Annotated in this window: 24 protein-coding genes; 19 read left to right on the top strand and 5 right to left on the bottom strand. The window is 69.7% G+C overall.

The features are described 5' to 3' along the window. Positions 1-137 precede the first annotated feature (137 nt). Positions 138-734, top strand: a complete 597-nt coding sequence (locus tag RY94_RS05360; RefSeq protein ID WP_156135031.1) for a hypothetical protein — start codon at positions 138-140, stop codon at positions 732-734. 95 nt (positions 735-829) lie between these two features. Here RY94_RS05360 and RY94_RS05355 read toward each other — a convergent pair whose 3' ends face one another. After that, positions 830-1,783 (bottom strand): manganese catalase family protein, encoded by a 954-nt coding sequence (locus RY94_RS05355; RefSeq protein WP_043442481.1) that lies wholly within the window; start codon positions 1,781-1,783, stop codon positions 830-832. A 226-nt stretch (positions 1,784-2,009) separates the two neighbouring features. Here RY94_RS05355 and RY94_RS05350 point away from each other — a divergent pair, with 226 nt between their 5' ends. From RY94_RS05350 to RY94_RS05300, 11 genes are all read left to right on the top strand, one after another. Beyond that, positions 2,010-4,400, top strand: coding sequence for a beta-galactosidase (locus RY94_RS05350; protein WP_082046074.1), 2,391 nt, complete (start codon positions 2,010-2,012; stop codon positions 4,398-4,400). A gap of 59 nt (positions 4,401-4,459) precedes the next feature. Beyond that, positions 4,460-5,701, top strand: a complete 1,242-nt coding sequence (locus RY94_RS05345) for an MFS transporter (RefSeq protein ID WP_082046073.1) — start codon at positions 4,460-4,462, stop codon at positions 5,699-5,701. Between the two features lie 11 nt (positions 5,702-5,712). After that, complete coding sequence (locus RY94_RS05340; protein ID WP_043442480.1) at positions 5,713-5,931, top strand: helix-hairpin-helix domain-containing protein; 219 nt, start codon at positions 5,713-5,715, stop codon at positions 5,929-5,931. A 173-nt stretch (positions 5,932-6,104) separates the two neighbouring features. Then, on the top strand, positions 6,105-6,410 hold the full coding sequence (locus RY94_RS05335) for a hypothetical protein (RefSeq protein WP_156135029.1): 306 nt from the start codon (positions 6,105-6,107) through the stop codon (positions 6,408-6,410). 275 nt (positions 6,411-6,685) lie between these two features. Then, positions 6,686-7,189, top strand: coding sequence for a signal peptidase I (locus tag RY94_RS05330; protein WP_197060598.1), 504 nt, complete (start codon positions 6,686-6,688; stop codon positions 7,187-7,189). 79 nt (positions 7,190-7,268) lie between these two features. Then, positions 7,269-7,496, top strand: a complete 228-nt coding sequence (locus RY94_RS05325) for a helix-turn-helix transcriptional regulator (protein ID WP_043442478.1) — start codon at positions 7,269-7,271, stop codon at positions 7,494-7,496. Between the two features lie 41 nt (positions 7,497-7,537). Beyond that, on the top strand, positions 7,538-8,038 hold the full coding sequence (locus RY94_RS05320; protein WP_231554426.1) for a hypothetical protein: 501 nt from the start codon (positions 7,538-7,540) through the stop codon (positions 8,036-8,038). A gap of 241 nt (positions 8,039-8,279) precedes the next feature. Beyond that, entirely contained in the window at positions 8,280-9,578 is a 1,299-nt protein-coding gene (locus tag RY94_RS05315; protein ID WP_043442473.1) for a hemolysin family protein, read from the top strand. A gap of 502 nt (positions 9,579-10,080) precedes the next feature. Further along, positions 10,081-10,692, top strand: a complete 612-nt coding sequence (locus RY94_RS05310; protein ID WP_156135028.1) for a hypothetical protein — start codon at positions 10,081-10,083, stop codon at positions 10,690-10,692. Positions 10,693-10,738: 46 nt separating this feature from the next. Continuing rightward, a complete protein-coding gene (locus tag RY94_RS05305) occupies positions 10,739-11,161 on the top strand; it encodes a hypothetical protein (protein WP_043442470.1) in 423 nt (140 codons plus the stop codon). 47 nt (positions 11,162-11,208) lie between these two features. Beyond that, positions 11,209-12,765 carry an AAA family ATPase gene (locus tag RY94_RS05300; protein WP_052273977.1) on the top strand — a complete coding sequence of 519 codons (1,557 nt, stop codon included), beginning with the start codon at positions 11,209-11,211 and terminating at the stop codon, positions 12,763-12,765. 30 nt (positions 12,766-12,795) lie between these two features. Here RY94_RS05300 and RY94_RS05295 read toward each other — a convergent pair whose 3' ends face one another. Continuing rightward, the gene (locus RY94_RS05295) at positions 12,796-13,341 is read right to left on the bottom strand and encodes a CGNR zinc finger domain-containing protein (protein WP_043442468.1); all 546 of its coding nucleotides are present in this window, start codon (positions 13,339-13,341) and stop codon (positions 12,796-12,798) included. An 88-nt stretch (positions 13,342-13,429) separates the two neighbouring features. Between RY94_RS05295 and RY94_RS05290 the strand changes: the two genes are divergently transcribed. From RY94_RS05290 to RY94_RS05280, 3 genes are all read left to right on the top strand, one after another. Then, the gene (locus tag RY94_RS05290; RefSeq protein ID WP_043442465.1) at positions 13,430-14,404 is read left to right on the top strand and encodes an EamA family transporter; all 975 of its coding nucleotides are present in this window, start codon (positions 13,430-13,432) and stop codon (positions 14,402-14,404) included. 97 nt (positions 14,405-14,501) lie between these two features. Beyond that, the gene (locus RY94_RS05285) at positions 14,502-15,272 is read left to right on the top strand and encodes a hypothetical protein (RefSeq protein ID WP_231554425.1); all 771 of its coding nucleotides are present in this window, start codon (positions 14,502-14,504) and stop codon (positions 15,270-15,272) included. 66 nt (positions 15,273-15,338) lie between these two features. After that, positions 15,339-16,787 carry an MFS transporter gene (locus RY94_RS05280; RefSeq protein ID WP_082046071.1) on the top strand — a complete coding sequence of 483 codons (1,449 nt, stop codon included), beginning with the start codon at positions 15,339-15,341 and terminating at the stop codon, positions 16,785-16,787. 37 nt (positions 16,788-16,824) lie between these two features. Here RY94_RS05280 and RY94_RS05275 read toward each other — a convergent pair whose 3' ends face one another. From RY94_RS05275 to RY94_RS05265, 3 genes are all read right to left on the bottom strand, one after another. Then, complete coding sequence (locus tag RY94_RS05275; RefSeq protein ID WP_043442462.1) at positions 16,825-19,074, bottom strand: heavy metal translocating P-type ATPase; 2,250 nt, start codon at positions 19,072-19,074, stop codon at positions 16,825-16,827. Position 19,075: 1 nt separating this feature from the next. Then, positions 19,076-19,300 (bottom strand): heavy-metal-associated domain-containing protein, encoded by a 225-nt coding sequence (locus tag RY94_RS05270; RefSeq protein WP_043442459.1) that lies wholly within the window; start codon positions 19,298-19,300, stop codon positions 19,076-19,078. Positions 19,301-19,361: 61 nt separating this feature from the next. Next, positions 19,362-19,688 carry a metal-sensitive transcriptional regulator gene (locus RY94_RS05265; RefSeq protein WP_043442457.1) on the bottom strand — a complete coding sequence of 109 codons (327 nt, stop codon included), beginning with the start codon at positions 19,686-19,688 and terminating at the stop codon, positions 19,362-19,364. 140 nt (positions 19,689-19,828) lie between these two features. Between RY94_RS05265 and RY94_RS05260 the strand changes: the two genes are divergently transcribed. The 4 genes from RY94_RS05260 to RY94_RS05245 all read left to right on the top strand — a co-directional run bounded on the left by RY94_RS05260 (position 19,829) and on the right by RY94_RS05245 (position 23,052). Continuing rightward, positions 19,829-20,488: a DUF305 domain-containing protein gene (locus tag RY94_RS05260; RefSeq protein WP_043442455.1), complete on the top strand. Its 660-nt coding sequence runs from the start codon at positions 19,829-19,831 to the stop codon at positions 20,486-20,488. A gap of 129 nt (positions 20,489-20,617) precedes the next feature. Further along, the gene (locus RY94_RS05255) at positions 20,618-21,271 is read left to right on the top strand and encodes a DUF3105 domain-containing protein (RefSeq protein WP_043442453.1); all 654 of its coding nucleotides are present in this window, start codon (positions 20,618-20,620) and stop codon (positions 21,269-21,271) included. Between the two features lie 177 nt (positions 21,272-21,448). Then, complete coding sequence (locus tag RY94_RS05250; RefSeq protein ID WP_043442451.1) at positions 21,449-22,189, top strand: GAF and ANTAR domain-containing protein; 741 nt, start codon at positions 21,449-21,451, stop codon at positions 22,187-22,189. A gap of 161 nt (positions 22,190-22,350) precedes the next feature. Continuing rightward, entirely contained in the window at positions 22,351-23,052 is a 702-nt protein-coding gene (locus RY94_RS05245; protein WP_052273976.1) for a hypothetical protein, read from the top strand. Positions 23,053-23,154 lie beyond the last annotated feature (102 nt).

Genomic DNA, 23,154 nt, shown 5'->3' with positions numbered 1-23,154 from the left:
AATTCTCTGGCGATCGATGCACTCTCACGGGCGGAACAATGGCGAACCACCATAAGACACCGAGACGAGCCACGCCCAGCACCGCATCACTGTGGGCCAGGCCCTTCGGCTATGCGTTGTGCACCGCGGTGTGGCTGGTGCTCTTCCTCGTCGTGGCCGGGATGTCGCTGGTCGCTCTGCCGCTTGCGTTCTCGGATATGGGACCGCTGCAGGCAAGTGACGGTTTGGCCAGAGCGTTGGCAGATCCAGCGGAGGGCCTCGCCTTGATCGCCGTTCTGTTCCTGATGCCCCTTGTGTGGGGCGGCATATTCGCGTGGCTCGTGGTCGCGACCGGAGCGATGGCCGCCTTGAGCACGGTGTTCCTTGCGCGTGCGCTCAATCGGGACTTCGCCGGCGAGAAACTGAGCTTCTCGACGATGGAGGATGCCGTGATGGGCGGACCGAGCACTGGTGGGGTGGCGATGTCGCTGCAGCCGGTCCGGTCGACACCTGTCTCCGACTTCCTGATCCGCGCGTACTGGGCGGGGTGGAAGCCGGACGTGAACCTCTACCTTTCGTCGACCATCTTGGGCGGAGCGTATTTGTTCACCGTCGTCTGGGTCTTCTGGCCAGCGGACGGATGGATGTGGCAGCTTCTGTGTGCCGCCGTCACGGTGATCCTGGCGGTTTGGGGTGCGTGGCGCTACCGGCGCGCTCTCCTCGGACGTCCGCTGCCCGGCTATTTCGGGCGATAACTGCGGGCAACCCGCCATGGCGCCGTTGCGAGACGGGCAGGGCGCCCACCGTGAACTGCCGAGGGCGCCCTCTCCGTGCGTTCCGGGTGGGGACGCTACTTTCCCATCGGTCCGAAGGTGGCGTCGATATCCGCCATCTCCATATCCGCCGTGGCCTGGATCAGCGCGAGCAACTCGGGATCCAGCCCGGGCGCGAACTCCTCCAGTCGCTCGGGTGCGATCTCCGACGGCACGCCCTCGGGCGCCTGCTCACTGGCGTCGAGGGTGGTGCCGTCCTTCGACGGCGACAACCCCTGGTAGATCTTGCCGGCCTCGGACTGGCCCTTGAGGTCGAAGGTGTACTGCTTGCTCTGCAGGCCGAGGTCGAGGAGCTTCTTGACCTCGGGGAACTGCTCGGCGTTGGTCTTCGGGATGGGCAGGAGAGACTTCCAGTTCACCCCGAGGGTCTCGAGGGCCTTGGCGTATCCGTTCTCGTGGGCCTGGTCGCGGACGATCAGGTAGGAGATGGTGGAGCGCGCAGTCTTGTTGTCCGTCATCTCGTACATACGGCACTTCTGCAGGCGGCCGGTGGCCTCGAGCATCAGGTTGTAGAGCAGATCCAGGGGGAGGTTGCCGGAGTTGTAGACATAGCTGCCGCTCCACGGATTACCGGCGGAGTCCACCGGCATGGCTCCCTGCGCGCCCACGAGGTAGTGGTGGATGTTGCCCTCGGACAGCGCGAGGTTGAGGGGGATCGAGCCGCCGGCGCCGGGGGTGTCCAGGGGGTCGTCGATCTTGCCCTGATAGCGGGGTGAGCCGTCGAGGAGCCGGGCGATGGTGGTGCCGATCAGCTCCACATGGCTGATCTCCTCGGTGCCGATGCCCTGGATCAGGTCCCGGTAGGGCTTGGCCGCCGCGCCGCGGAAGTTCATGCTCTGGAACAGGTACTGCATCATGGTGCGCATCTCGCCGAATTGTCCGCCGAGGCCCTCCTGCAGGGCATTCGCCGCAGCCGGATCCGGCTCGTCGGGAATGATCTCGTTGATGAGTTGCTGGACGTGGAAAAACATGGAACCTCCTCAAGGGGCGGCAATAGGCCGCCGCCTCTCACACTTCTCCGGAAACTCCATTCCTTCAACATTGCGCGTCGTCCGGGGGCAGGGGTTGCCAAGAACGGGAGACTGCGTCTACGTCGAAGGGTCACCATGCGATCGGGCGGGCCGGTCCGCCGCTGCCCGCTCAATTCTTGTACCGTGTCATCCTTGGTATCCGCCATCGGTCCACGGGAGAACAGCAATGCGCCTCGACCCATCGTCAACGCCCGTCGACGAAGAATGCAGTGTGACGACTTCGGCGGACACAGGCCTGGTGCGAGTGGTGCATGAACCCTGGCGGACATCGGCCGAGGAGCCCTTGCTGCAGGCGGATGTGCCATCGACCAGTGGAATCTCGATCTCATCACGCTGCATCTCGAGGGACGGTCGACCGTGGATTCCCGTCTCAGGAGAGATCCATTACTCACGCGTGCCCCGCCGACGATGGCGGGAGAGGCTCCTCCTCATGCGATCAGGGGGTATCGATGTAGTTTCCTGCTATGTGATCTGGCTCCACCACCAGCCGGAGCTGGGTGCCATCGACTTCGACGGCGACCTCGACGTGGCGGCATTCGTCGAGCTCTGCGCCGAGCTCGGTCTCCGGGTTGTCCTGCGCCTCGGCCCGTGGGTGCACGGCGAGGTGCGCAACGGAGGTTTTCCCGACTGGGTGCAGCATTCTCCCGTCAGGCACCGCACGGATGATCCGGGCTATCTCGACCTCGTCGAGCCGTGGTTCGAGGCACTCGGTGAACACCTGGGCCGGGTGTGCGGCCAGGGCGGGCCCGTCCTGGCGATCCAGCTGGAGAACGAACTGTACGACCAGCCGGGACATCTGGTCACCTTGCGCGACCTCGCGCGTTCCGCAGGACTGCTGGCGCCGTTCTATACGGCAACCGCCTGGGGTGGGGCGGACCTCCCTCCCGGCCAGGTGTTCCCCCTGTACTCCGGGTACGGGGACGGGTTCTGGGTCGACGCCGACGCACCGTGGGACGCCACGTTCAGGCAGCACTACTTCATGTCGACGACGTGGGATGATCCCGGGGTGGGCGCGGACGTGAGGGGCGTGGACGCCACGACCGTCGAGGCACGTGAGCGCGATGCGACGTTCCCTCCCGCCACCTGCGAACTGGGCGGCGGGATGGCCACGACGTATCACCGGCGCATCGTGCCGTCGGGAGAGGACATCGCGGCCGTCGCGCACGCGAAGCTGGCCAGTGGCTCGGCCTGGCAGGGCTACTACATGTTCGCCGGAGGTACGAATCCTCGGGGGAGGACGGGCTTCCAGGAGTCGCAGGACACCGGCTACCCCAACGACCTGCCCATGTTCGACTACGACTTCCATGCAGCCATCGGATCTGCAGGGCAGCTGGCGCCGAGCCACGCGGCGCTGCGGCGGCAGCACGCGTTCCTGCGCGCCTTCGGACCACGGATCGCCACGATGCCGGCCAGTTTCCCCGACCTGCTCCCCGCGATACCCTTCGACTCCTCGACGCTGCGGTGGACGGTGCGCTCCGATGGGTCGTGGGGCGTGCTGTTCATCAACTGGCACCAACCCCACGTCCCCTTGCCGACCCGCACCGGTGTCTCCTTCGAGATCGTCCTGCCGGAGCTGACCGTTCACGTCGGTAGGGATCTTGCCGTCCCCAGGGGGACGATCGCCCACTGGCCGTTCGGGATCGAGATCGGCGGGATCCTCCTCGGGTGGGCGACGGCGTCCCTCCTCACCATGGTCGGATCGACGCTCGTCCTGGTGGCCGAGAGGGCCATCGATGTGTCGTTCGGTCTGCCCGATGACGTCACCGTCCTCCTGGACGGCGTCGAGGTGGATGGCGCGGCAGCGCGGATCGGCAGCGCGGCCGGTGGACTCCTCCAGCTGAGGAGCGCTCACGGCTCGGCGTCGGTGCTCGTGATCGGTAGCCGGGACGCCCCTCGTGTCTGGGTCCTCGAGGACGAGGACGAGGACGAGGGCCGGGACGAGGGCCGCAGGCTCGTGCTGTGTGACGAGCCACTGTGGACCGAGGGCGGCGCCCTCTCGGTGCGAGCGCCGTCGCCGCCGTCGCCGAGGGTATGGCAGGACGCCTGGATCCCGGTCCCGGTGCAGCCGGAGAATGCCGCGGCAGCGCATCGTGCCGGCTCGATTCCGGTCGCCGGCTCGTGGCGACGGGCGGCGGCGGATCCCCTGCAACGGTACGGCGGTCGTGCGGCGCGACCGGCGGTGCCCGGTGCAGAACTGATCGCCGAGCGGGCAGGAGTCTGGGTCCTCGACGATGTGGGTGCGGCCACCGAGGGCCTGCGACGCACCCTGCGTATCGACTGGGCCGGGGACGTCGCGGAGCTTCTCGTCGAAGGAGTCCGTGTCGCCGACAGGTTCTGGGACGGCACGCCCTGGCACATCGACCTCGATGCAATCGACGGTGCAAGCGGCGCGGGGCTGGAGCTCCGCGTGCTGCCGCTCCACAAGGACACCGACGTGTGGCTACCCGAACCCGCCCGAGCACGGCTGCGGGCGGCCGATAGCGCACTCATCAGCATCGACGCTGTGACGCTCACCGCTTCCACCCTCTGGCGCGCCGCACCATCTCCGGTGCGCTGAGAGGAAGCGGGCCGGTGGCAGCTCGGGCCGCTCCGTCCGGCCACCGGTAGGATCGGCCCATGCATCGGGGGAGAGCAGGCGGGCGCACGCGCCTGGGTTCGGCGCTGGTGGCGGCCGGACTGACGAACGGGCCGGCCGAGTTGCTCGATTTCATCGTCCCGCTGTGGCTCGGCATAGCGCTCGATGCGACTCCGTCCCAGGTGGGCTTCCTCGTGTCCCTCGAGCTGATCGCCTCCGTCATCGCCCGTCCGGTCGCCGGACTGCTGGCGGACTCCCGGGAGCGCACGACACTGGCCGGCGTCGGTGCGCTTCTGTACGGCCTGTCGTGCTGCGGGTACGCGTCGGCCGATGCACTCACGGGCTCGCTTCCCACGGCGTATGCCGCGGCTGCCCTGGGCGGCATCGGGGGCGCGCTGCTCTGGGTGTCCCTCCGCGCCATGATCGGTGAGCACCTTGCCGCTGACCCAGGGGTCTTCGCCCGGTTGATGTCGGTGCAGGAGACCGGCGCTTGGGTCGCGTTCGTCACGGGCCTGCTGCTCCTCGGGCACGTCGACTCGTACGCCACGGTTCTTCTCGTGTGCGCCGCCGCCTGCGCGGTCGGCGCCGTCGTCCTCTTCCTCGGCCCCACGAGCATCCCACCGGAATCCGACCCGCACCGGAGAGGAGGCGATCGGGTATCGGCAGCGCCGCGCAGGACGCGCGGCATCGCGCAGGCCCTGCGTCCGATGCTCATCGCTACCGTCGTGACGGCGCTGGCAGAGACCATGATCGGGATCCTGCTGCTCCTGCATCTTCAGCGCGACCTGGGCCTCGGTGTCATCGAGATCGCCTATGTCTTCCTTCCAGGGGCCATAGCGCTGGGCGTCCTCCCCCCTGTGCTCCACACCGTGGTCCTCAGGATCGGGCGGCGGGCGGCGATGGCGGCCGGCTCGGTCCTCAGCGGTCTCTTCGCCCTCTCCCTGGCCTACACCGGAGGTCCGGTGGTCATCGCCGCGCTGTGGATCCTGTGCGGAGTGGCGTGGGCGATGGTGATACCGATCGAGCAGGCGGTCGTCACCGAACGGCATCCCGACCAGGTAGGGGCTGCACTGGGGATCTACACAGCCGCAACCCTGATCGGCGGGGCCGTTGGAGCATCGGTTGCCGGAGTCCTCTACGACGCCACGTCGTGGCAGGGTGCCTGCCTCGTCGCAGGCACCATCATCCTCTCCGGCGCCGCCATCGGCCCCTGGGCCCTCACCCGACTCGGACCGACGGACACCCCCGCGCGTGCGACGGTGGAGAGCGCAGACAGCCCGTGAACGATCACGCGATGAGCGGGGGAATCCCCCTGCCGAAGATCGGCGCCCCGGCCATGAGGGCCCTGGCGCAGGTCGGCATACGGACTGTGGAAGATCTGGAGGACGCTGATCTCGGCGAGCTGGCGACCCTCCATGGGATCGGGCCGAAAGCCATACGGCTTCTACGGGCGGCTCGTGAGGAGAAGCGCAGGGACGAGCTGAATTCCGAGCAGGAAGGGACCCCCGGCTGAGGCTCCCACCACGCAGGGGGTGGCTTTCGGTGTTTCTTCGGTCCTACTCCGAGGTTTGGCCGGCCGTGGGTTCAGGCGCCGACAGCAGAGTTGCTGTCAGAGGAACAAGCGCCGGTTCATCGGTCCGGGTTCCAGGTCTTCCTCCCGGCAGTTCTCACGAAATGGGTCTCACCATGGCACGCACCGCACGCACCACCATGACGTCCTTCACCTCCACGACCTCCGCCAGCGAGACGGTCACCGCCGGCATCGCCCCCGCCAACACCTGCGGCGGCATCCTCAGCACCGTCCTGGCGACCCGCTCGATCATCGGCCCCAACCTCGTCCTGAACACCCTCGCCTCGATGACCAGCGCCAAGGCCGACAACCTCCGCATCACCGCCGCCCTACCCACCGCCGCGGACAACGCCTTCCAGGGCCGGAGCAGGACTGTCGACTTCTCCTTCACCGCCACCCAGCGCGCCGCCACCAACCGCTGAACCGGCCCGGGAACAACCGCTGGGACAGGCCCGCCGTCGCGGACCGTCCAGGTCCGGGCGCCGGGCCGTCCCAGTACCCCTCCGGGGGTTCCCGCTTCTCCTCCTCCAGTCCGTGAAGGACCCCCTCATCATGGCTCTCCTCGATCTGGCACCCCTCCCCGCCATCCCGACTCCCGCCTCCGCCCCCGCCTCGACGGGGTCGGGCCCGGCAAAACACCACCCGGGTTCCGGACGCGGGAAGCCGGTTCCCGGCGCGCCGGGTGATGGCCCGCTCGGTGAGTGTCGTGGGCACCTCGCTGGTGATCGGTGCGATCCTCGCCTTCCTGTTCCTCGCCATCGGGCCTCGCTTCCTGGGCTACCAGGCGGCGACGATGCTCACCGGCAGCATCGCGCCGAGCATCGTGCCCAGCGACGTCGTCGTGACGACCCGACAGCCCGTCGCCGACGTGCAGGTCGTCGAGGACCACAGGGTGGAAACCCACCGGGTGATCGAGGTCATCACCAACGCCGACGGGACGACGGCGGTCCGCACGAAGGGGGACGCCAACGAAGCGGTCGACCCGTGGATCGCGACCCTCGACGGGGACCACGTCCACGAGCAGGCGTTCATCATCCCCGGCCTCGGGGAGGCGATCCGGGCGCTGCGCACCCCGATCGTCGGCACCGCCCTGGTCTACGGGGCGCCCGCGGTCCTCGTCGTCGGTCTGCTCGCCATGATCGGGGGGCGTCCCGCTGCCGGGACCACCGGCGGCTTCGACAACACGCCGGAGGGTCGCTGAGGTCGCTGCAGGAGACCCTGCCACCGCTGTGTGTCAAATACTCTTGACATCATATGTCAATGATCCTTAACATCGACCCATGGTGTCCAAGGAGGCTGATTCGGCGAGTCCGGTGCGGGAGCGCCGGAAGGAGCAGCGGCTGACGCAGGCCGATCTCGCTGAGCTGGTGAGCGTCAGCAGGCAGACGATCATCGCTGTCGAGCAGGGCGACTACGCCCCGTCGGTCTATCTGGCCCTACGGATCGCCCGGGCCCTGGGCGGAACCGTCGAGGAACTCTTCATCAGTGAGGCGGGAGACAGCAGATGACGCACAGACCAACCATGCTGGATCGGGTTGCGGAACGAATCATGGATCTCGACAGCCCGGCCTACGGCGACGAGCGCGAACGGGCCGTCTTCATGGAGGCCAGCTCCTTCGGCCTGACGACCGCGCTCTATGCGGGTCTCGTGAGCGCCTTCGTCGCGTCCGTCTTCGGATTCCTCCTGCTGCCGGTGGTCCTGCTGGTGGTGACACTCCTGCCGTCGGGAGCAGCTGTCTGGTACGCGAGGCGGCGGGATGTCGATGTGCAGAAGCTCGCCGAGAACGCCGGAGCCCGGTCGACGATGGTGAGCATCGTCGTCTTCGGAGCCATGATGACACTGACCTTCGCGGCCATGACGTACACCGTCTTCGCAGGTCATGCGCTGCTGGCCGCCCCCCGGATCGAGGTGACCCCCGGTGAGGGGTTCATCGGTGGGATGGCACAGGGAGCCGTCGTCGGCGGCATGATCGGCGGCCTCGCGGCCGTCATCGGAGGCGTGTTCAGCTTCAGGCGCGCTCGTCGACACCGGGACGGCTCCGACCGTTGACGCCTCGCACCGGGATCACGGCACCCGGCTGCTCTTGTGACGGCGGGGACTCCTCCGGTGCGGGTGCCGTCCCGCAGAACCACCGCCCGTCGAGCATCTGTCCCGCAGCCATCGAATCGACCATCCTGCATGTTCTTTCCTACAGTGGAACCATGACCCGCTCACCTGAGACCTCGTCCGACTGCGATAGACCCGGTGCCCGGCGGAGGTCGGGCCGGCCGGGAGCTCCCGGAGCAGTTCGATGAACGGGGAGTTGCTGTTCAACATCGTGCTCGTCGTGGTGTTCGTGCTGATCGGCGGCGTGTTCGCGGCGACCGAGATGGCGTTGGTGACGCTGCGCGACAGTCAGGTCAATGCGATCGCCCAGCGGGGCAAGCGCGGCGAGAAGGTTGCCGCACTCGCGCGTAATCCCAACAGGTTCCTGTCCGCGGTGCAGATCGGCGTGACGGTCGCCGGGTTCGCCTCGGCCGCGTACGGCGCCGCATCGATCGCGCCGTCCGTCGCGCCGCTGCTGGTGTCGCTCGGGCTGAGCGCGTCGGCGGCACTCACTCTCGCCACGATCCTGCTCACCCTGGTGGTCGCCTACCTGTCGCTCGTCCTCGGCGAGCTGGCACCGAAACGGCTCGCGATCCAACGCAACGCGCAGTTCGCCTACGCGGTGGCGCCGGTGCTGAACGGTTTCGCGCACCTCATGCGGCCGGTGATCTGGCTGCTGTCCGTGTCGACGAACGTGGTGGTGAGACTCCTCGGTGGTGACCCGAACCGGACGAGCGAGGGCCTGTCCGAGGAGGAGCTCCGCGACATCGTGACCACCCACGAGGGGTTGCCGGAGGACGAGCGCCGCATCCTGGACGACGTGCTCTCACTCCGGGATCGGCAGATCAGTGAGGTGATGCGTCCCCGGCCGGAGGTCGTCGCGGTCAACAGCGCCGACTCCGTGGGCGAGGCGATCGCACGCATCGAGGAGCTGCCGTTCTCCCGCTACCCGGTCGTGGATCAGTCCATGGACGACATCACCGGCTTCGTGCATGTCCGCGACCTGTACGACGCCGCGTCGCAGGACCCGGACGCACCACTGGCCCAGGTCATCCGGCCGATCCCCTACCTGCCCGCGACCGCCCGGGTCCTGCCGACGCTCACGAAGCTCCGTGCACGGAACACCCACATCGCGGTCGTGATCGACGAATACGGCGGCACCGACGGGATCGTCACCCTGGAGGACCTCGTCGAGGAAGTCGTCGGTGAGATCTTCGACGAGTACGACACCGACGCTGCTCCCCTGAAGCTGGTGGAAGGCGGAGGCGTCGTCGACGGTCGGCTCAATCTGCAGGACTTCGCGGAGGCCACCGGGATCGAGCTGCCTCGCGGGACGTGGGACACGGTCGCCGGCTTCGTCCTCGACCGCCTCGGTCGGCTCGCGGTGCAGGGGGACACCGTCGACGTCGACGGCGTCACGCTCCAGGTCACGGGCATCGACCGACGGCGCATCGCGGAACTCCTCGTCATACCGCCGGAGACCCCGCCGTCCCACGACGACTGAGTGGGGGTCGGCCGATGGGACAGTCCGAGTTCCACGGTGGGGACGATATCGCCGCGTTCGCAGCCGTGGATCCGGTCCAGCTCATCCGACCGGTGGACGACGCCGTCGGCGATGCCACATCGTCGACGACACCGCCGGTCCGCGGTGCCCACCCGTCACGAGGCCGGCGGATTGCCGATGTCCCTGCGGAGGCCGGCTGCTTGACCACCGAAGGGACTCCCACGTTCGTGCACGAGGCTCGTCGGTGTATTCCGGCGGAGGCCCGCGGACGAATCCGGGACATCTTCAGGGGTGATTTCAGTATGGTCCCCTGATGAGTGGCATTGCCCCGTGGACCCGTCAATATCAGCTGTGTTCATTCCTCGGCGCAGCTGGTACGGATCCCCGTGCGAGCCTGCGCGGGGTCCTGGCGCCTCGCGTCGGCCGGGAGCCGGCGTCGTGCCGGACTAAACTGGACACGCCGGAGACCGCCCGGCCCCGCATTCTTCCAGAGAGGCCCGTGATGGCTGCTGCATCGCCTGCCCAGGGCGCCAGGCCCGTCCTCGCCGAGTTCACGGTGTGGAGGCCGTTCCTGGTCCGTGCCGTCGTCAGCGGCGTGTTCGGCCTTCTGACGATCTTCTGGCGTGAACCCTCCACCCTCGTGATGTCCATCGTCGGCGGACTGTACTTCCTGCTGGTCGGTGCCGCGTACCTCTGGACGCACCGCATGCGGCACTGGGGTGCCGGCCCGAGGGTGCTCACGGATATCGGCGGTGGGCTGCTGCTCGGCGCGGGTGCGGCCGTCCTCGTTCTCCGGACCGAGGCCGGCTTCGCGTTCGCCGGAGCCGCGGCGCTCGTCGTCGCGGGAGCCGCCGAACTGGTCCGCGGTCTCGCCGCGCGCGGGCATGCCGCGGCGCGGGACCTCGTCGTCGTCGGCGTCGTCGGCATCGCCACGGGCGCCATCCTGCCGTTCGTCGAGCCGCTCGGCGCGCATGCCCTGCTGGGGGTCACGGGCGGCGGCGCGCTGCTCACCGCCGTCGTGCTCGGCATCGCCGCCCTGAGCTACCGGCACGATTCAGCGCTCAGCGCACCCCCGGGGTCCGGCTCGCAGGGCCCGGCGGACCCCGTAAACTAGGGGCTCTACGCTTCGTAGAAGATTTGCATCACCGGAAGGAGTGCCCGTGGCCAAGCGCCAGCCGGGGAAACCCACCCAGGGACGGTTCCGCCACGGCATCAAGGCGCCCCTCGTCTTCTCGGCGGTCCTGGCCGTGGTGGCCGGGGTCGCGACGTCGATCTTCGCCACGGGCGGCGGCACCAGGGAGCTGCGCATGGACCTGGGCCTGACCGCGGCGGGGATCGCCTTCATCGTCTCCCTCGTGATCTGCGCGATGCTCATGATGGCGGAGACGCCGAACGCCGAGCACCTCAGCAAGGGCTCCGGCGTGAACCGGTCCTCCGCGAAGCCGGACCCGAAGGGCCCGGCCGCGCAGGGTCACGCTGCCCAGGGTCCGGCGGGGCAGGCTCCGTCCACGCCGTCGCCGACCGCTCCCGAGCACGACGGCGAGCCCCGCTACGGGCAGCGCCTGCCGAAGCAGGATTCCTGACCGCTACGCCTCGGGTGCCTGCTTGACGGCGCTGTTAGCCTGCCCCCATGGGCGACGAGCTGCGGGCATTCATCAGGGACTTCGGCACGATGGTGCGCCTCGCGCAGGAGGCGCAGCCGCACCACGCCCGCGGTAGGGAACTCGTCGAGACCCTCGCAGCGCACCTCGGGGCGGACCCGGGAGGCCTCCCGGTGGTGGTCGAGGACGTCCCGGCCCACCGCTTCGTGGACGCCGACATCATCCTCGCGTCGCTGGCCCGGAGCGGGCGGTGCGTGGGGGTCGGCGGCGGCGACCAGCGGCACCACATGTCCCTCGGCGACATGATCCAGCAGTCGGAGCTGTACCCCAACTTCCCGCTCTCGCAGCCGGACTACGCGAACCTGCCCGTCGGCCCGGACGAGCAGCGGCAGGCGATCGCGCTCGGCCTCCACCTCTTCCACCGCGACGGCGTGCCCGTCGCCCTCCTGCAGCGCAGGGCCGAGCCGCGGTACGGGCGGCAGGCCGCGTCGCTGGAGGTGTTGTGCGCGGATGCCGCCGTCGTCGCCGGCCTCCTGGCGGAGTTCCGACGGCGGATGCAGCGCGAGAGCGTGATGAAGGGACAGGTCCTGTCGCTGACCACCGAGGACTTCGGACCGAGCGCCGCGGGCGTCACCTTCCACCGCCGCCCCACCCTGGAGGCCGCCGACGTCATCCTTCCCGACGGCCTGCTGGAGCGCGTCAGCGAGCACGCGCTGGGCATCGCCTCGCACCGGGAGGCGCTCGTCGCGGCCGGCCAGCACCTCAAGCGCGGCATCCTGCTGTACGGCCCGCCGGGCACCGGCAAGACCCACACGGTCCGGTACCTGCTGAGTGCGGGGGAGGGGACCACGGCGATCATCCTCTCCGGTGGCACCCTCGCCCACATCGCGGAGGCGGCGCGGATGGCCCGCGCCCTGCAGCCGTCGGTCGTCGTCCTCGAGGACTGCGACCTCATCGCCGAGGACCGCAGTTTCGGGCACGGGCCCCAGCCCCTGCTGTTCGAGGTGCTCGATGCGATGGACGGGCTCGACGACGACGCCGATGTCACGTTCGTCCTGACCACCAACCGCGTGGACATGCTGGAGCGGGCACTCGCGCAGCGTCCCGGGCGCGTGGACCTGGCCGTCGAGGTGCCCCTGCCTGCCGAGCACGAGCGCGCCGAACTGCTGCGGCTCTACGCGCGGGACCTGCCCTTCAGCGCGGAGGCCATCGGGTCCGCCGCGGGCAGCACCGCCGGCACCACGGCGTCCTTCACGCGGGAACTGGTGCGCCGGGCGGTCCTCGCCGCCGCGCTGCATGATGCTCCCGTGGCGGACGCGCACCTGCTGGCCGCCGTGGACGAGCTGATGGCCGACGACGCATCCCTGACCCGGAGCCTGCTCGGCAGCAGCGGCCTCGAGCCGGCGGTCGGAGTCCCGGAGTCCCGCGCGGCGTCGTTCGGGTGGGTCCCCGGGGCGGTGACGTACTCCGGCACCTATTCACCCCTGCCCGGCCTTGGCCCCGGCTTCGCCGACGGCGGCTACTCGGAGGACGGGTTCCCTGCTGACGGCGTGGAGGACATCGGCGGGGTCGAGGGCCGGGCGTGACCCCTGGGAGGTGACGCGCAGAGGCGTCGGTCAGGCGCTTCCTGCCTTCCGGGCACGATACGCCTTCACGTGCGTCCGGTTGGCGCAGTTGCCGGTATCGCAGAACCGCTTCGAGCGGTTGCGGGTCAGGTCGAGCACCACGCCGTCGCAGTCCTCCGCCGCACAGGAGCGCAGGCGGTCCAGCTCATGTCCGCGGATGACGTCGGCGAGGGCCATGGCCGCCTCCGTCGCCATCCGTTCCTCGAGCGGCGCCTCGGGTGCGGTGGCGTGGAAGTGCCAGTCCCACTCGTCGTGGCGGACCAGCTGGGGGAGCGCGCTGGCCCGGCGGAGGATGGCATTGACGAGCCCGACGGCGTCGTCCTCCTCCGCGAACCAGATGACCTCGAGTTCGGCGCGCAGCGCGCGCACGGACCGTACCTCGGCATCGGTGTGGGTGCGGGAGCCGCTGAACCGCTGCTCCTCGAGGAACCGGTCGAGACCCTCGGGTGTCGCCAGGGGGTCGAGGTCGTCCTTCGCGGTGTTGATCAGCGCTGCCACGGTCGAGAGTGCCACCTCCGTGTCATAGGTGAAAGACATGTTGACTCCTGACATTGCGCCGGTCTAGTGTCACGACCATAACCACTTGTCACCCCTGACACCAAGCATCGAACCGAAGGGAGGGGCCGTGTCCCTGCGCCCCGCCGCCGGCCTCTGGATAGCGCTCGTCTCCGCCGCGACGTTCGGCGTCTCGGGCCCGTTCGCGAAGTCCCTGCTCGAGATCGGCTGGAGCCCCGGGGCCGCCGTCGGTCTGCGCATCGGAGGTGCCGCCGTCGTGCTGCTCGTCCCCGTGCTGATCGCGCTGCGCGGGCGCTGGTCCACCCTGCGCGGCAATGCGCTGACGATCGCGATCTACGGGACGACGGCGATCGCGCTCTGCCAGCTCTTCTACTTCAACGCGGTGCAGCGCATGTCCGTGGGGGTGTCGCTGCTGCTCGAGTACCTGGCGCCCGTGCTGCTCGTGGGATTCCTCTGGCTGCGCTCACGCACGGCCCCGCACGCGTTGACGATCATCGGGTCCGTGACGGCGATCCTCGGGCTCCTGCTGGTCCTCGACCTGGCGGGCGACGCCCGGCTGGATCCCGTGGGCGTGCTGTTCGGGCTCGCCGCCGCCGTCTGCCTCGTGGTGTTCTTCCTGATGTCCGCACGGGTGGACGAGAGCCTGCCGCCGATCGTCATGGCGGGCGGGGGCATGGTGGTGGCGGCGGGCACCATCCTGGTCCTCGGCCTGACGAACATCATGCCGTTCCGTTTCGTGTTCTCGGACGTCCGGCTGGCCGGAGGCACCTACAGCTGGATCGTCCCGGTGGCCGTCCTCGTCCTCGTCGCGACGGTCGCCGCCTACGTGACGGGTATCCTCGCCGCACAGCGCCTCGGCTCGAAGGTGGCGAGCTTCGTGGCCCTCACCGAGGTGATGTTCGCGGTGCTCGCGGCCTGGCTGATCCTCGGCGAGCTGCCCGGTCCCGTGCAGCTGCTCGGCGGTCTGCTGATCGTCGCCGGCGTCGTCTGCGTCAGGGTGGACGAACTGCGGTCGGCGCCCGACGGCGGCCTCGAGGCCGCACTGGACCAGCCCAGTTCCGTGGAGCCGATCCCGCGCCCGTGAGGGCGGGTCGGGAACTCCCACCCCGCCTCCATCGGTTGAACCTTGAGCAGCGCCGTCCTTTCCGGCGCCCCGCCACTTCATCGGAGGACACCGTACCGTGAGCAGCGCCACCGGGCACGACCGAGGACGCCGAAGCCGGCCGCGTCGCCTGTTCCTGGGTCTCCTCGTGATCGGCGTGCTCGCGTCCGCGCTGGTGCTCCTGGGGCCCGGCCTGCTGAGCGGGCTGCGGGCCGTGGGCGGCCCGGTGCTCGGGGGGCAGGAGTGCACGGTGACCACGGCGGAGGGCGAGGTCGGGCTCACCCGGGGCGAGGCGCAGCAGGCGACGACGGCGGTGGCGCTCACGGCCCGAGGGGTGCCGGCTCCGGATACCACGGGGATCGACGAGGTGGTCCTGCAGCGACTTGCGGAGGGACCGGCCGAGGATGCCGGGCCCGTGCTGGCCTGCCGCGGCTCGGCGGTCGAGGACCTCCCGGTCCAGGAACTGACGGCCACCGGCCTGACGCCGCGTGCCCAGCAGGTCCGCGAGGCCATGGCCGAGGTGTTCGGCGACCAGAGCCTGGGCGGGTTCGTCCCGGGCGGCGTGGGGCAGGGTCACGGCGCGGAATCCACGCACTACGACGGCCGGGCCGTCGACGTCTTCTTCCGCCCCGTGACCGAGGAGAACCGGCGCGCCGGGTGGCTGGTGGCCCACTGGCTCGTCGCGCACGCCGAGGACCTCGACATCCAGTACGTCATCTTCGACGACCGCTTCTGGAGCGCCCACAGCTCCCGGGCGCAGTGGGGCGATTACGACGCCCCCGAGCCGGCCAACGAGATCCTGCGCCACCTCGACCACGTGCACGTCGACGTGCACCGCGGAGGCACCTGACCGGGCAGGTGAGGCGTGCTGCCCGCGCCCTTCAGGCGGGCGCCGACCGCCAGTACACTGGTGGGCATGACCGGGCAGGATCAGGCCCCGCCGGGGGCCGCTACGGTTCCCCAGGGTGGTGCGGGCCCCTCCGGGGACACGGACGGCCACTTTCCGCAGGCCGCGTCCCTCCGCAGTCCGGCGGAGCGAAACCGGACCTTCCTCGGCATCCTGGTCAACACCGGGCTCGCGAACATCACCACCAGCTACCTCTGGTTCGCCCTGACGTTCTGGGCCTACCTGCAGACGCGCAACGTGATCGCCACCGGGGTGATCGGGGGCGCGTACATGCTGCTGATCGCCCTCTCCAGCATCAGCTTCGGCACCTTCGTGGACCGCTACCGCAAGCTCTCCGTCATGCGCTACGCGGCCGGCTTCACGCTCGTGATGTTCGTGCTGGCCGGCGTCATGTTCCTGGTGACGCCCGCCGCCCGCCTCCTCGACCTCGGGCAGCCGTGGTTCTGGATCTTCACCCTCATCATCCTGATCGGGGCCGTCGTGGAGAACATGCGCAACATCGCGCTGTCCACGACCGTGACCATCCTCATCGAACCGGACCGGAGGGCCAATGCCAACGGGCTGGTCGGCATGGTGCAGGGGCTGATGTTCATCATCACGTCGGTGCTCTCCGGGCTGTCGATCGGGCTCATGGGCATGGGCTGGACGATCGTCGTGGCCCTGGTGCTGACGGCGCTCGCCTTCGCGCACCTGCTGACGCTCCGCATGCCCGAGGAGGTGCGCGCAGCGGCCACGGATGCGCAGGGCGGCTTCGACCTGCGCGGCTCCGTCGCCGCGGTCCTCGCGATCTCCGGGCTGTTCGCGCTCATCCTGTTCTCCACGTTCAACAACTTCGTGGGCGGCGTCTACATGGCGTTGATGGACCCCTACGGCCTCGAACTGTTCTCCGTGGAGCTGTGGGGCACCTACTTCGCCCTCGGGGCCACCGGGTTCATCGTGGGCGGCGCCCTGATCGGCAAGTTCGGCCTCGGAGCCAACCCCCTGCGCACCATGCTCATCGCGGTGATCGTGATGGGGGTCGTCGGGGCGGTGTTCACACTCCGGGAATGGGGGTGGCTGTACGTCCTCGGCATCTGGCTCTACCTGGTCCTGGTGCCGTTCGTCGAGGCCGCCGAGCAGACCGTCATCCAGCGGGTGGTCCCCCTGCCCCGGCAGGGGCGCGTATTCGGCTTCGCCATGGCGTTCGAGTCAGCGGCAGCGCCGGTCACCGCGTTCCTCATCGCGCCGATCGCCCAGTTCTGGATCATCCCGTACGCGCGCTCGGAGGAGGGCGCCGCCCAGCTGGCCCCGCTGCTGGGGGAGGGCACCTCCCGCGGCATCGCCCTCGTGTTCCTGGTGGCCGGCATGGTCATCATCGCGGCCGCGCTCCTGGCGTTCCTCACGCCGGTCTACCGTCGGGTGTCGGCCTCCTACGCCCGCGCCGCCGCGGAGGAAGCCCCCGCGGCCGACGCGCCGTGACCGGCAGTCCCCGCCGAGCCGCGGCCGCCCGGGAAGGCTACCGCCCGAAGCGCCGCAGCCGCAGCGAGTTCGCGACGACGAGCACGGAACTCGCGGCCATCGCCGCCCCCGCCAGCATCGGGTTGAGCAGGCCGAGCGCGGCGACGGGGATGCCGACGGCGTTGTAGAAGAACGCCCAGAACAGGTTCCCCTTGATGGTGCGGAGCGTGCGGCGGGACAGCTCGATGGCCTGTGCCACCTGCTCCAGGCTGTTGCCCATCACCGTGAGGTCCGCCGCCTCGATCGCGACGTCCGTGCCCGAGCCCATGGCGATGCCGAGGTCCGCCTGCGCGAGCGCCGCGGCGTCGTTGACGCCGTCGCCCGCCATGGCGACGGTCGCCCCGCCGGCCTGCAGTTCCCGGATGGCGTCCACCTTGCCCGCGGGCGTGACCCCGGCGCGCACGTCGGCGGCGTCGATCCCGACGACGGCGGCCACCTGCAGGGCGACCGCCCGGTTGTCGCCGGTGAGCAGGACGGGCCGCAGCCCGAGGTGCCTCAGCCGCCCGATCGCGGCCGCCGAGCCGTCCTTGACGGTGTCGGAGAGCGTGATGAGACCCGCGACGTCGTCACCGATCGCCACCCAGACGGCCGTCCGCCCGGCGCCCTCCGCGGCCGTGAACGTGGCCACCTGTCCGTCGGTCGGCCGTATCCCGTGGCCCTCCAGCCAGCCGGCCCGCCCCACGGTGACGACGACGCCGTCGACCTCCCCGCGCACGCCGCCCCCGGGCGCGCTGGAGAAGGTTCGCGCCTCGGGCAGCCGGCCGCCGGCGGCGGCGTGGCGCGCGACGGCCTGCGCGATGGGGTGCTCGCTCGCGGACTCCACGGCTCCGGCGAGGCGCAGCAGGTCCGGTGCCGGAACAGCGGCGAGCACGACGACGTCGTCCACGGCCATGGTGCCCGTGGTGACGGTGCCGGTCTTGTCCAGCACGATGGTGTCCACGGTGCGGGTGTCCTCGAGGACCTGGGGGCCGCGGATGAGGATGCCCAGCTGGGCGCCGCGGCCGGTGCCGGTCAGGAGTGCGGTGGGCGTGGCGAGGCCGAGGGCGCACGGGCAGGCGATCACCAGCACGGTCACGGACGCCGTGAAGGCCGCGTCGAGGTCGCCGGTCAGCACGAGCCACAGCACGAACGTGAGGACCGCGAGTACGAGGACCACGGGGACGAAGACCGCGCTGATGCGGTCGGCGAGCCGCGCGATGCGCGCCTTCCCGCTCTGGGCCTGGCTGACGAGGCGGCCCATCTGGGACAGCACGGTATCGGAGCCCACGCGGGTCGCGCGCACCACGAGCCGGCCGGACGTGTTGATGGTGGCGCCCGTCACGGTGTCGCCGGGGCCCACCTCGACGGGGATGCTCTCGCCCGTGAGCAGGGCGGTGTCCACGGCGCTGTGCCCCTCGGTGACCGTGCCGTCCGTCGCGATCTTCTCGCCGGGGCGGACCACGAAGGCGTCCCCGGGGATCAGGGCGTCGGCGGGCAGCGTGACCTCGGTGCGCTCGCCGTCGACGGTGCGCAGCACGCGGGCCTCCTTCGCGCCGAGGCTCAGGAGGGACTTCAGGGCGTCCCCGGCGCGCTGCTTCGCGGACGCCTCGAGGAAACGCCCCAGCAGGAGGAAGGTGACGACGACGGCGGCCACCTCGAAGTAGAGGGAGTGCTCCGTCATGTCCATGCCGGCCATGCCCCCGTGCTGCGTCAGGGCGGGATCGGCGAGGAGCTGCCCGGCCGAGAACAGGAATGCGGCCGTGACGCCGATGGAGACGAGCGTGTCCATGGTGGAGGACAGGTGGCGCGCATTGATGGCCGCCGCACGGTGGAACGGCCATGCGGACCACGTCACCACCGGCAGGGACAACGCGAGGACCACCCAGCCCCAGTTCGCGAACTGGAGGCCGGGCACCATCGAGATCAGCAGCACCGGCACGGACAGGACCGCGGCGAGGACCAGGCGCGCCCGGAGGAGCGAGGGCGTGTGGTCGTGCCCGCCGTCCCCCGGGTGCTCGGGGTGCACCACGTGGGCGCCGTAGCCGGTGGCCACCACGGTGTCGATCAGGTCCTGGTCGCTCACGGTGGCCGGCACCCGGACGACGGCGCTCTCCAGCGGCAGGTTGACGCTCGCCTCGACGCCGTCGAGCTTGCCGAGCTTCCGCTCGACCCGCCCCACACAGGACGCGCAGGTCATGCCCTGGATCGAGAGTTCGACGACGCGGTGCTCCTGCCCGGCCCTCTGCGCCGGGACCTGCTGGATGGACATGTCAGGAACCGGCGGGCACCACGGTGTAGCCGGCCTCGGCGACGGCGTCGTCGATCGAGGCGGCGTCCAGCGGTGTGGAGGAGGAGATGGTGGCGGTGGAGGTGCCGCCGTTCACGAGTTCGACGTCGACGGCCTCGACGCCGGGAAGCTCCGACAGTTCGGTCTTCACCGCGCTGACGCAGTGGCCGCAGGTCATGCCGGTGATGCTGATGGTGGTGGTGCTCATGGTGTTCTCCTCGGTGAGTGGGTCAGTCGGTGGGGTAGGTGTTGGCGGGCGGCGTCCGCTGCTAGCGCAGGAGGCGGCCGATCGCCGCGGTGGCTTCCTGGACCTTCTCCTGCACGGCGTCGCTGTTGCCGGAGACCTGGGAGTCCTGGGCGGCTCCGACGACGCAGTGCGCGATGTGCTCCTCGAGCAGTCCCATCGAGACGGCGTGGAGTGCCTTGTTGACGGCCGCGACCTGCGTGAGGATGTCGATGCAGTACTTGTCCTCCTCGACCATCCGCGCAATGCCGCGAACCTGGCCTTCGATGCGCCGCAACCGTTTGAGGTAGGCGTCCTTGTCGGCCGTATAGCCGTGCTCCGCGGTGGTCTCCGCATTCGTCCCGGTGGTCATGAATTGGCTCCTCGCATACGGTCCACGATACCCTTAGGGGGTATAACAGGCCAAGTCCTCCCGTTGTTCCCCCGTGGAGGGAACACCCAGCGGGATGCCGTACGTTGGCTAACCGGCACACTCTCGACCCAAGGACGTCCATGACCCTCTCGCTGTCCGGCTGGCAGAAGCGAGTCCTCGTGATCCTCGCCGCGATCGCCGTCGTCGCGCTGTTCGCCCTCGCCTTCACTGCTGGCCGCGTCTCCGCGAGGCCCACCTACCCCGACGCGGACAGCGCCGATGCCGGGTTCGCCCGGGACATGCAGGTGCATCACAACCAGGCCGTGGAGATGTCCATGATCGTGCGCGACAACGCGGAGGACGAGACCCTTCGCACCGTCGCCTACGACATCGCACTCACCCAGCAGCAGCAGGCGGGTCAGATGTACGCCTGGCTCGAGGAGTGGGGGCTGCCGCAGAGCGACGAGCAGCCACGCATGGAGTGGATGGCGGGCTCGGAAGGCCACGGCGGGATGGACATGGGCTCGGGAACCGACGCCGGGTCCATGCTCATGCCGGACGGGCTCATGCCCGGCATGGCGACCGGAGCCCAGCTCGACGAGTTGCGTGCCGCGCGCGGCGAGGACGCCGAGCGGCTGTACCTGACGCTCATGATCAACCACCACGAGGCGGGCGTGGACATGGCCGCGGCCGGCGCCGAGCTCGCGGAGACGGAGCAGGTCCGTACGCTGTCCACGAAGATCCAGTCGGGCCAGCAGGCCGAGATCACCCTCATGCAGAGAATGCTCGACGCCCTGTAGTGCCGCCCCGTCCCGCCGCCGCGCCGCCGGGCGGTTCAGGGACAGGCGGCCCTCGCCGGTACATTTGGTTCCGGCGCTAACCGAACCGCGGCGACCGCCGCAGCCACCCCAGCACCGAAGGACACCTCGTTGAACAAGAAACGGTCTCAGGAGAACCAGGACCGCCAAGCGCGCCTGGCCGCCATCCAAGCCCAGCAGCGGGCCGGTGAACGCAAGCGGAACGCCCTCATCTTCGGCGGGATCGGCGCCGTCATCCTGGCGATCATCATCGCGGTGACCATCGTCATCGTGAACCAGGTGCAGGACAACCGGGAGCGCGACGCCCAGGCCGCCCAGCCCATCGAAGGCGTCCAGGAATACCCCGACGTCACGTTCGAGCACGTGGACGGTCCCGTGGAGTACGAGCAGTCGCCGCCCGTCGGCGGGGACCACGATCCCATCTGGACCAACTGCGGTGTGTACACCGAGCCCCTCCCGAACGAGAACTCCGTGCACTCGCTGGAGCACGGTGCCGTCTGGATCGCCTACAACCCGGACATCGGCCAGGCGGGGATCGACACCCTGACCGAACTCGTGGGTGAGCGCTCCTACGTGCTGCTCAGCCCGTATCCCGGCCTGGAGTCGCCCGTGGCCGCCAGTGCCTGGGGCATCCAGCTCGAGGTCGACTCCGCCGACGACCCGCGCCTCGCCACCTTCCTCACCAAGTACATCCAGGGTGAGCAGACCCGCGAGCCGGGCGCCGCCTGCTCCGGTGGCATCACGCCGCCGGGCCTCGCCTCCTAGCCACTCCCCACCGACGACGGCGCGGCAGGATCCACCACGGTCCTGCCGCGCCGTCGTCGTTCACCCCCGCCGTGGCACCGTCACCGGCGGCTTCGGTGTCTCCCGGAAGAACACTTCGGTAACGTAGCCGGTCTGGTCCGCATCTCGGCGGACCCGGATGATCGGAAGGTACCCGTTGTGACCGACGAGCAGATCCTCGGAGAACTGTCCCTGCCAGGGATGCTGCAGGACCTGGTCCTGGACAGCGCGGACATCAACGAGTTCCTCGACGGACTTGCCAGGCTCGCCGCGGACACCCTCTCGACCCCGGGCAGGGACGTGATGGCCGGCGTCACCCTCCTGCGGCGCCGGTCCATCGGGACGGTGGCCAGCAGCAGCGAGCAGGCGAAGCTCATGGACGAGGTCCAGTACGCGTTCGACGACGGACCGTGCATCCGGGCCGCCCGGGACGGGCAGGTCTACCACGTGGACGATTTCCTCGAGGAGAAGCGCTTCGGCGCCTACCCGGCAGCCATCGTGGAGCACGGGATGCGCTCCGCCGTCGGCGTCCCGATCCCGCTCGACGGCCTCGCGGCCGCCGGGCTGAACCTGTACTCGCCGCAGCCCCACGCCTTCGACGACGAGTCCATCGCCGAGGCCGTGCAGCTCGCCACCGAGGCGTCGAAGTTCCTCCGCCTTGCGGTCCGGGTGGCCCACCTCACCGACACGGGCGAGCACCTGCGGGCCGCGATGAACTCGCGGACCACGATCGATGTGGCGGCGGGCATCATCATGGGCCAGAACCGGTGCAGCCACGAGGCGGCCATCACCATCCTCAAGGCCGCGTCCAGCGGACGGAACATGAAGCTGGCGGACGTCGCCGCCGCCGTGGTCACCTCCATCGGCCAGCAGCTCCCCGAGACGCACTTCGTCACCTGACCCGTCCGGCACCGGTGCGTCCCGGAGCGCCACCCGCGTCACCGACCCATCGAGGTGTCACCGCGGGCTCACCGCACTCATCCCCTGCGGGGGATGCAGGGGGAGTCCGAAGGGGCGAATCGTGGCCTCATACGTCTGTGATAACGAGGAAGAGGTGCGCGATGACGACGAGCGCGAACAAGGGACAGCAATCGGTGCTCATCTCGGGTGACCACGGGCACGGCAGGCACCACGCCGAGGTCCTGATCATGAGCAGGGACGCAGAAGGGCCAGGGGGAGCGGGCAACTACTACAACTCCCTGGGGGTGGTCGACGACGTCTCCGACGAGGACTTCGATGCGCGCTTCCTGGCGTTGGATCCGGAGATGTTGAGGAAGGTGCACGGCGGGGACGGGATCCGCTTCAACGGTCCGCGTCGTTTCCTGGCCGACCGGTTCGAGGGGGAGGCCTTCGACGGGGGCAGGCTCAGCATGCTGGGCCCCCTGCCCATGTACCTGTACGGCACCTTCGTGGTCCCGGATTTCGACGCGTTCATCGCCGGCAAGCAGATCCCCTACCGGGAGACGGTCTCCAGGCGCACCACCACCTGGTTCTTCGAGGCCGGCTCCGAGGTGTACGAGCTGGTGTCCCCCGAGGGGATCGTGTTCGTCATGCAGAGCGCCTCGTTGAGGGTGGACCCCGGCAACACGGTCGACAGGCTGCCGACCCTCGGAGAACGACTGGCGTTGCCGGAGGGGTGGATCTACCGGGCCCGGACGCTCGAGGACGAGCTCGTCATGCGGGCCACGTATGACAGCGACCCGCCGAACACGATCGTCCTGGACGAGCTCGAGAACAACTACCAGCGACTCCGGACCGCGTAGGCAGGGACTGCGGCGGGAGGTCACCCCGCGCGGGTGACGTGCGGCATGTCGCCTGTGCGCAGGATGGGAACGGTCGTCCTCAGCCCGGCTGGGACGGCCATG

The sequence above is a fragment of the Arthrobacter sp. L77 genome, from assembly GCF_000816565.1.
GTDB lineage: Bacteria > Actinomycetota > Actinomycetes > Actinomycetales > Micrococcaceae > Arthrobacter_D > Arthrobacter_D antioxidans.
This window is presented reverse-complemented; position numbering and strand designations above follow the sequence as displayed.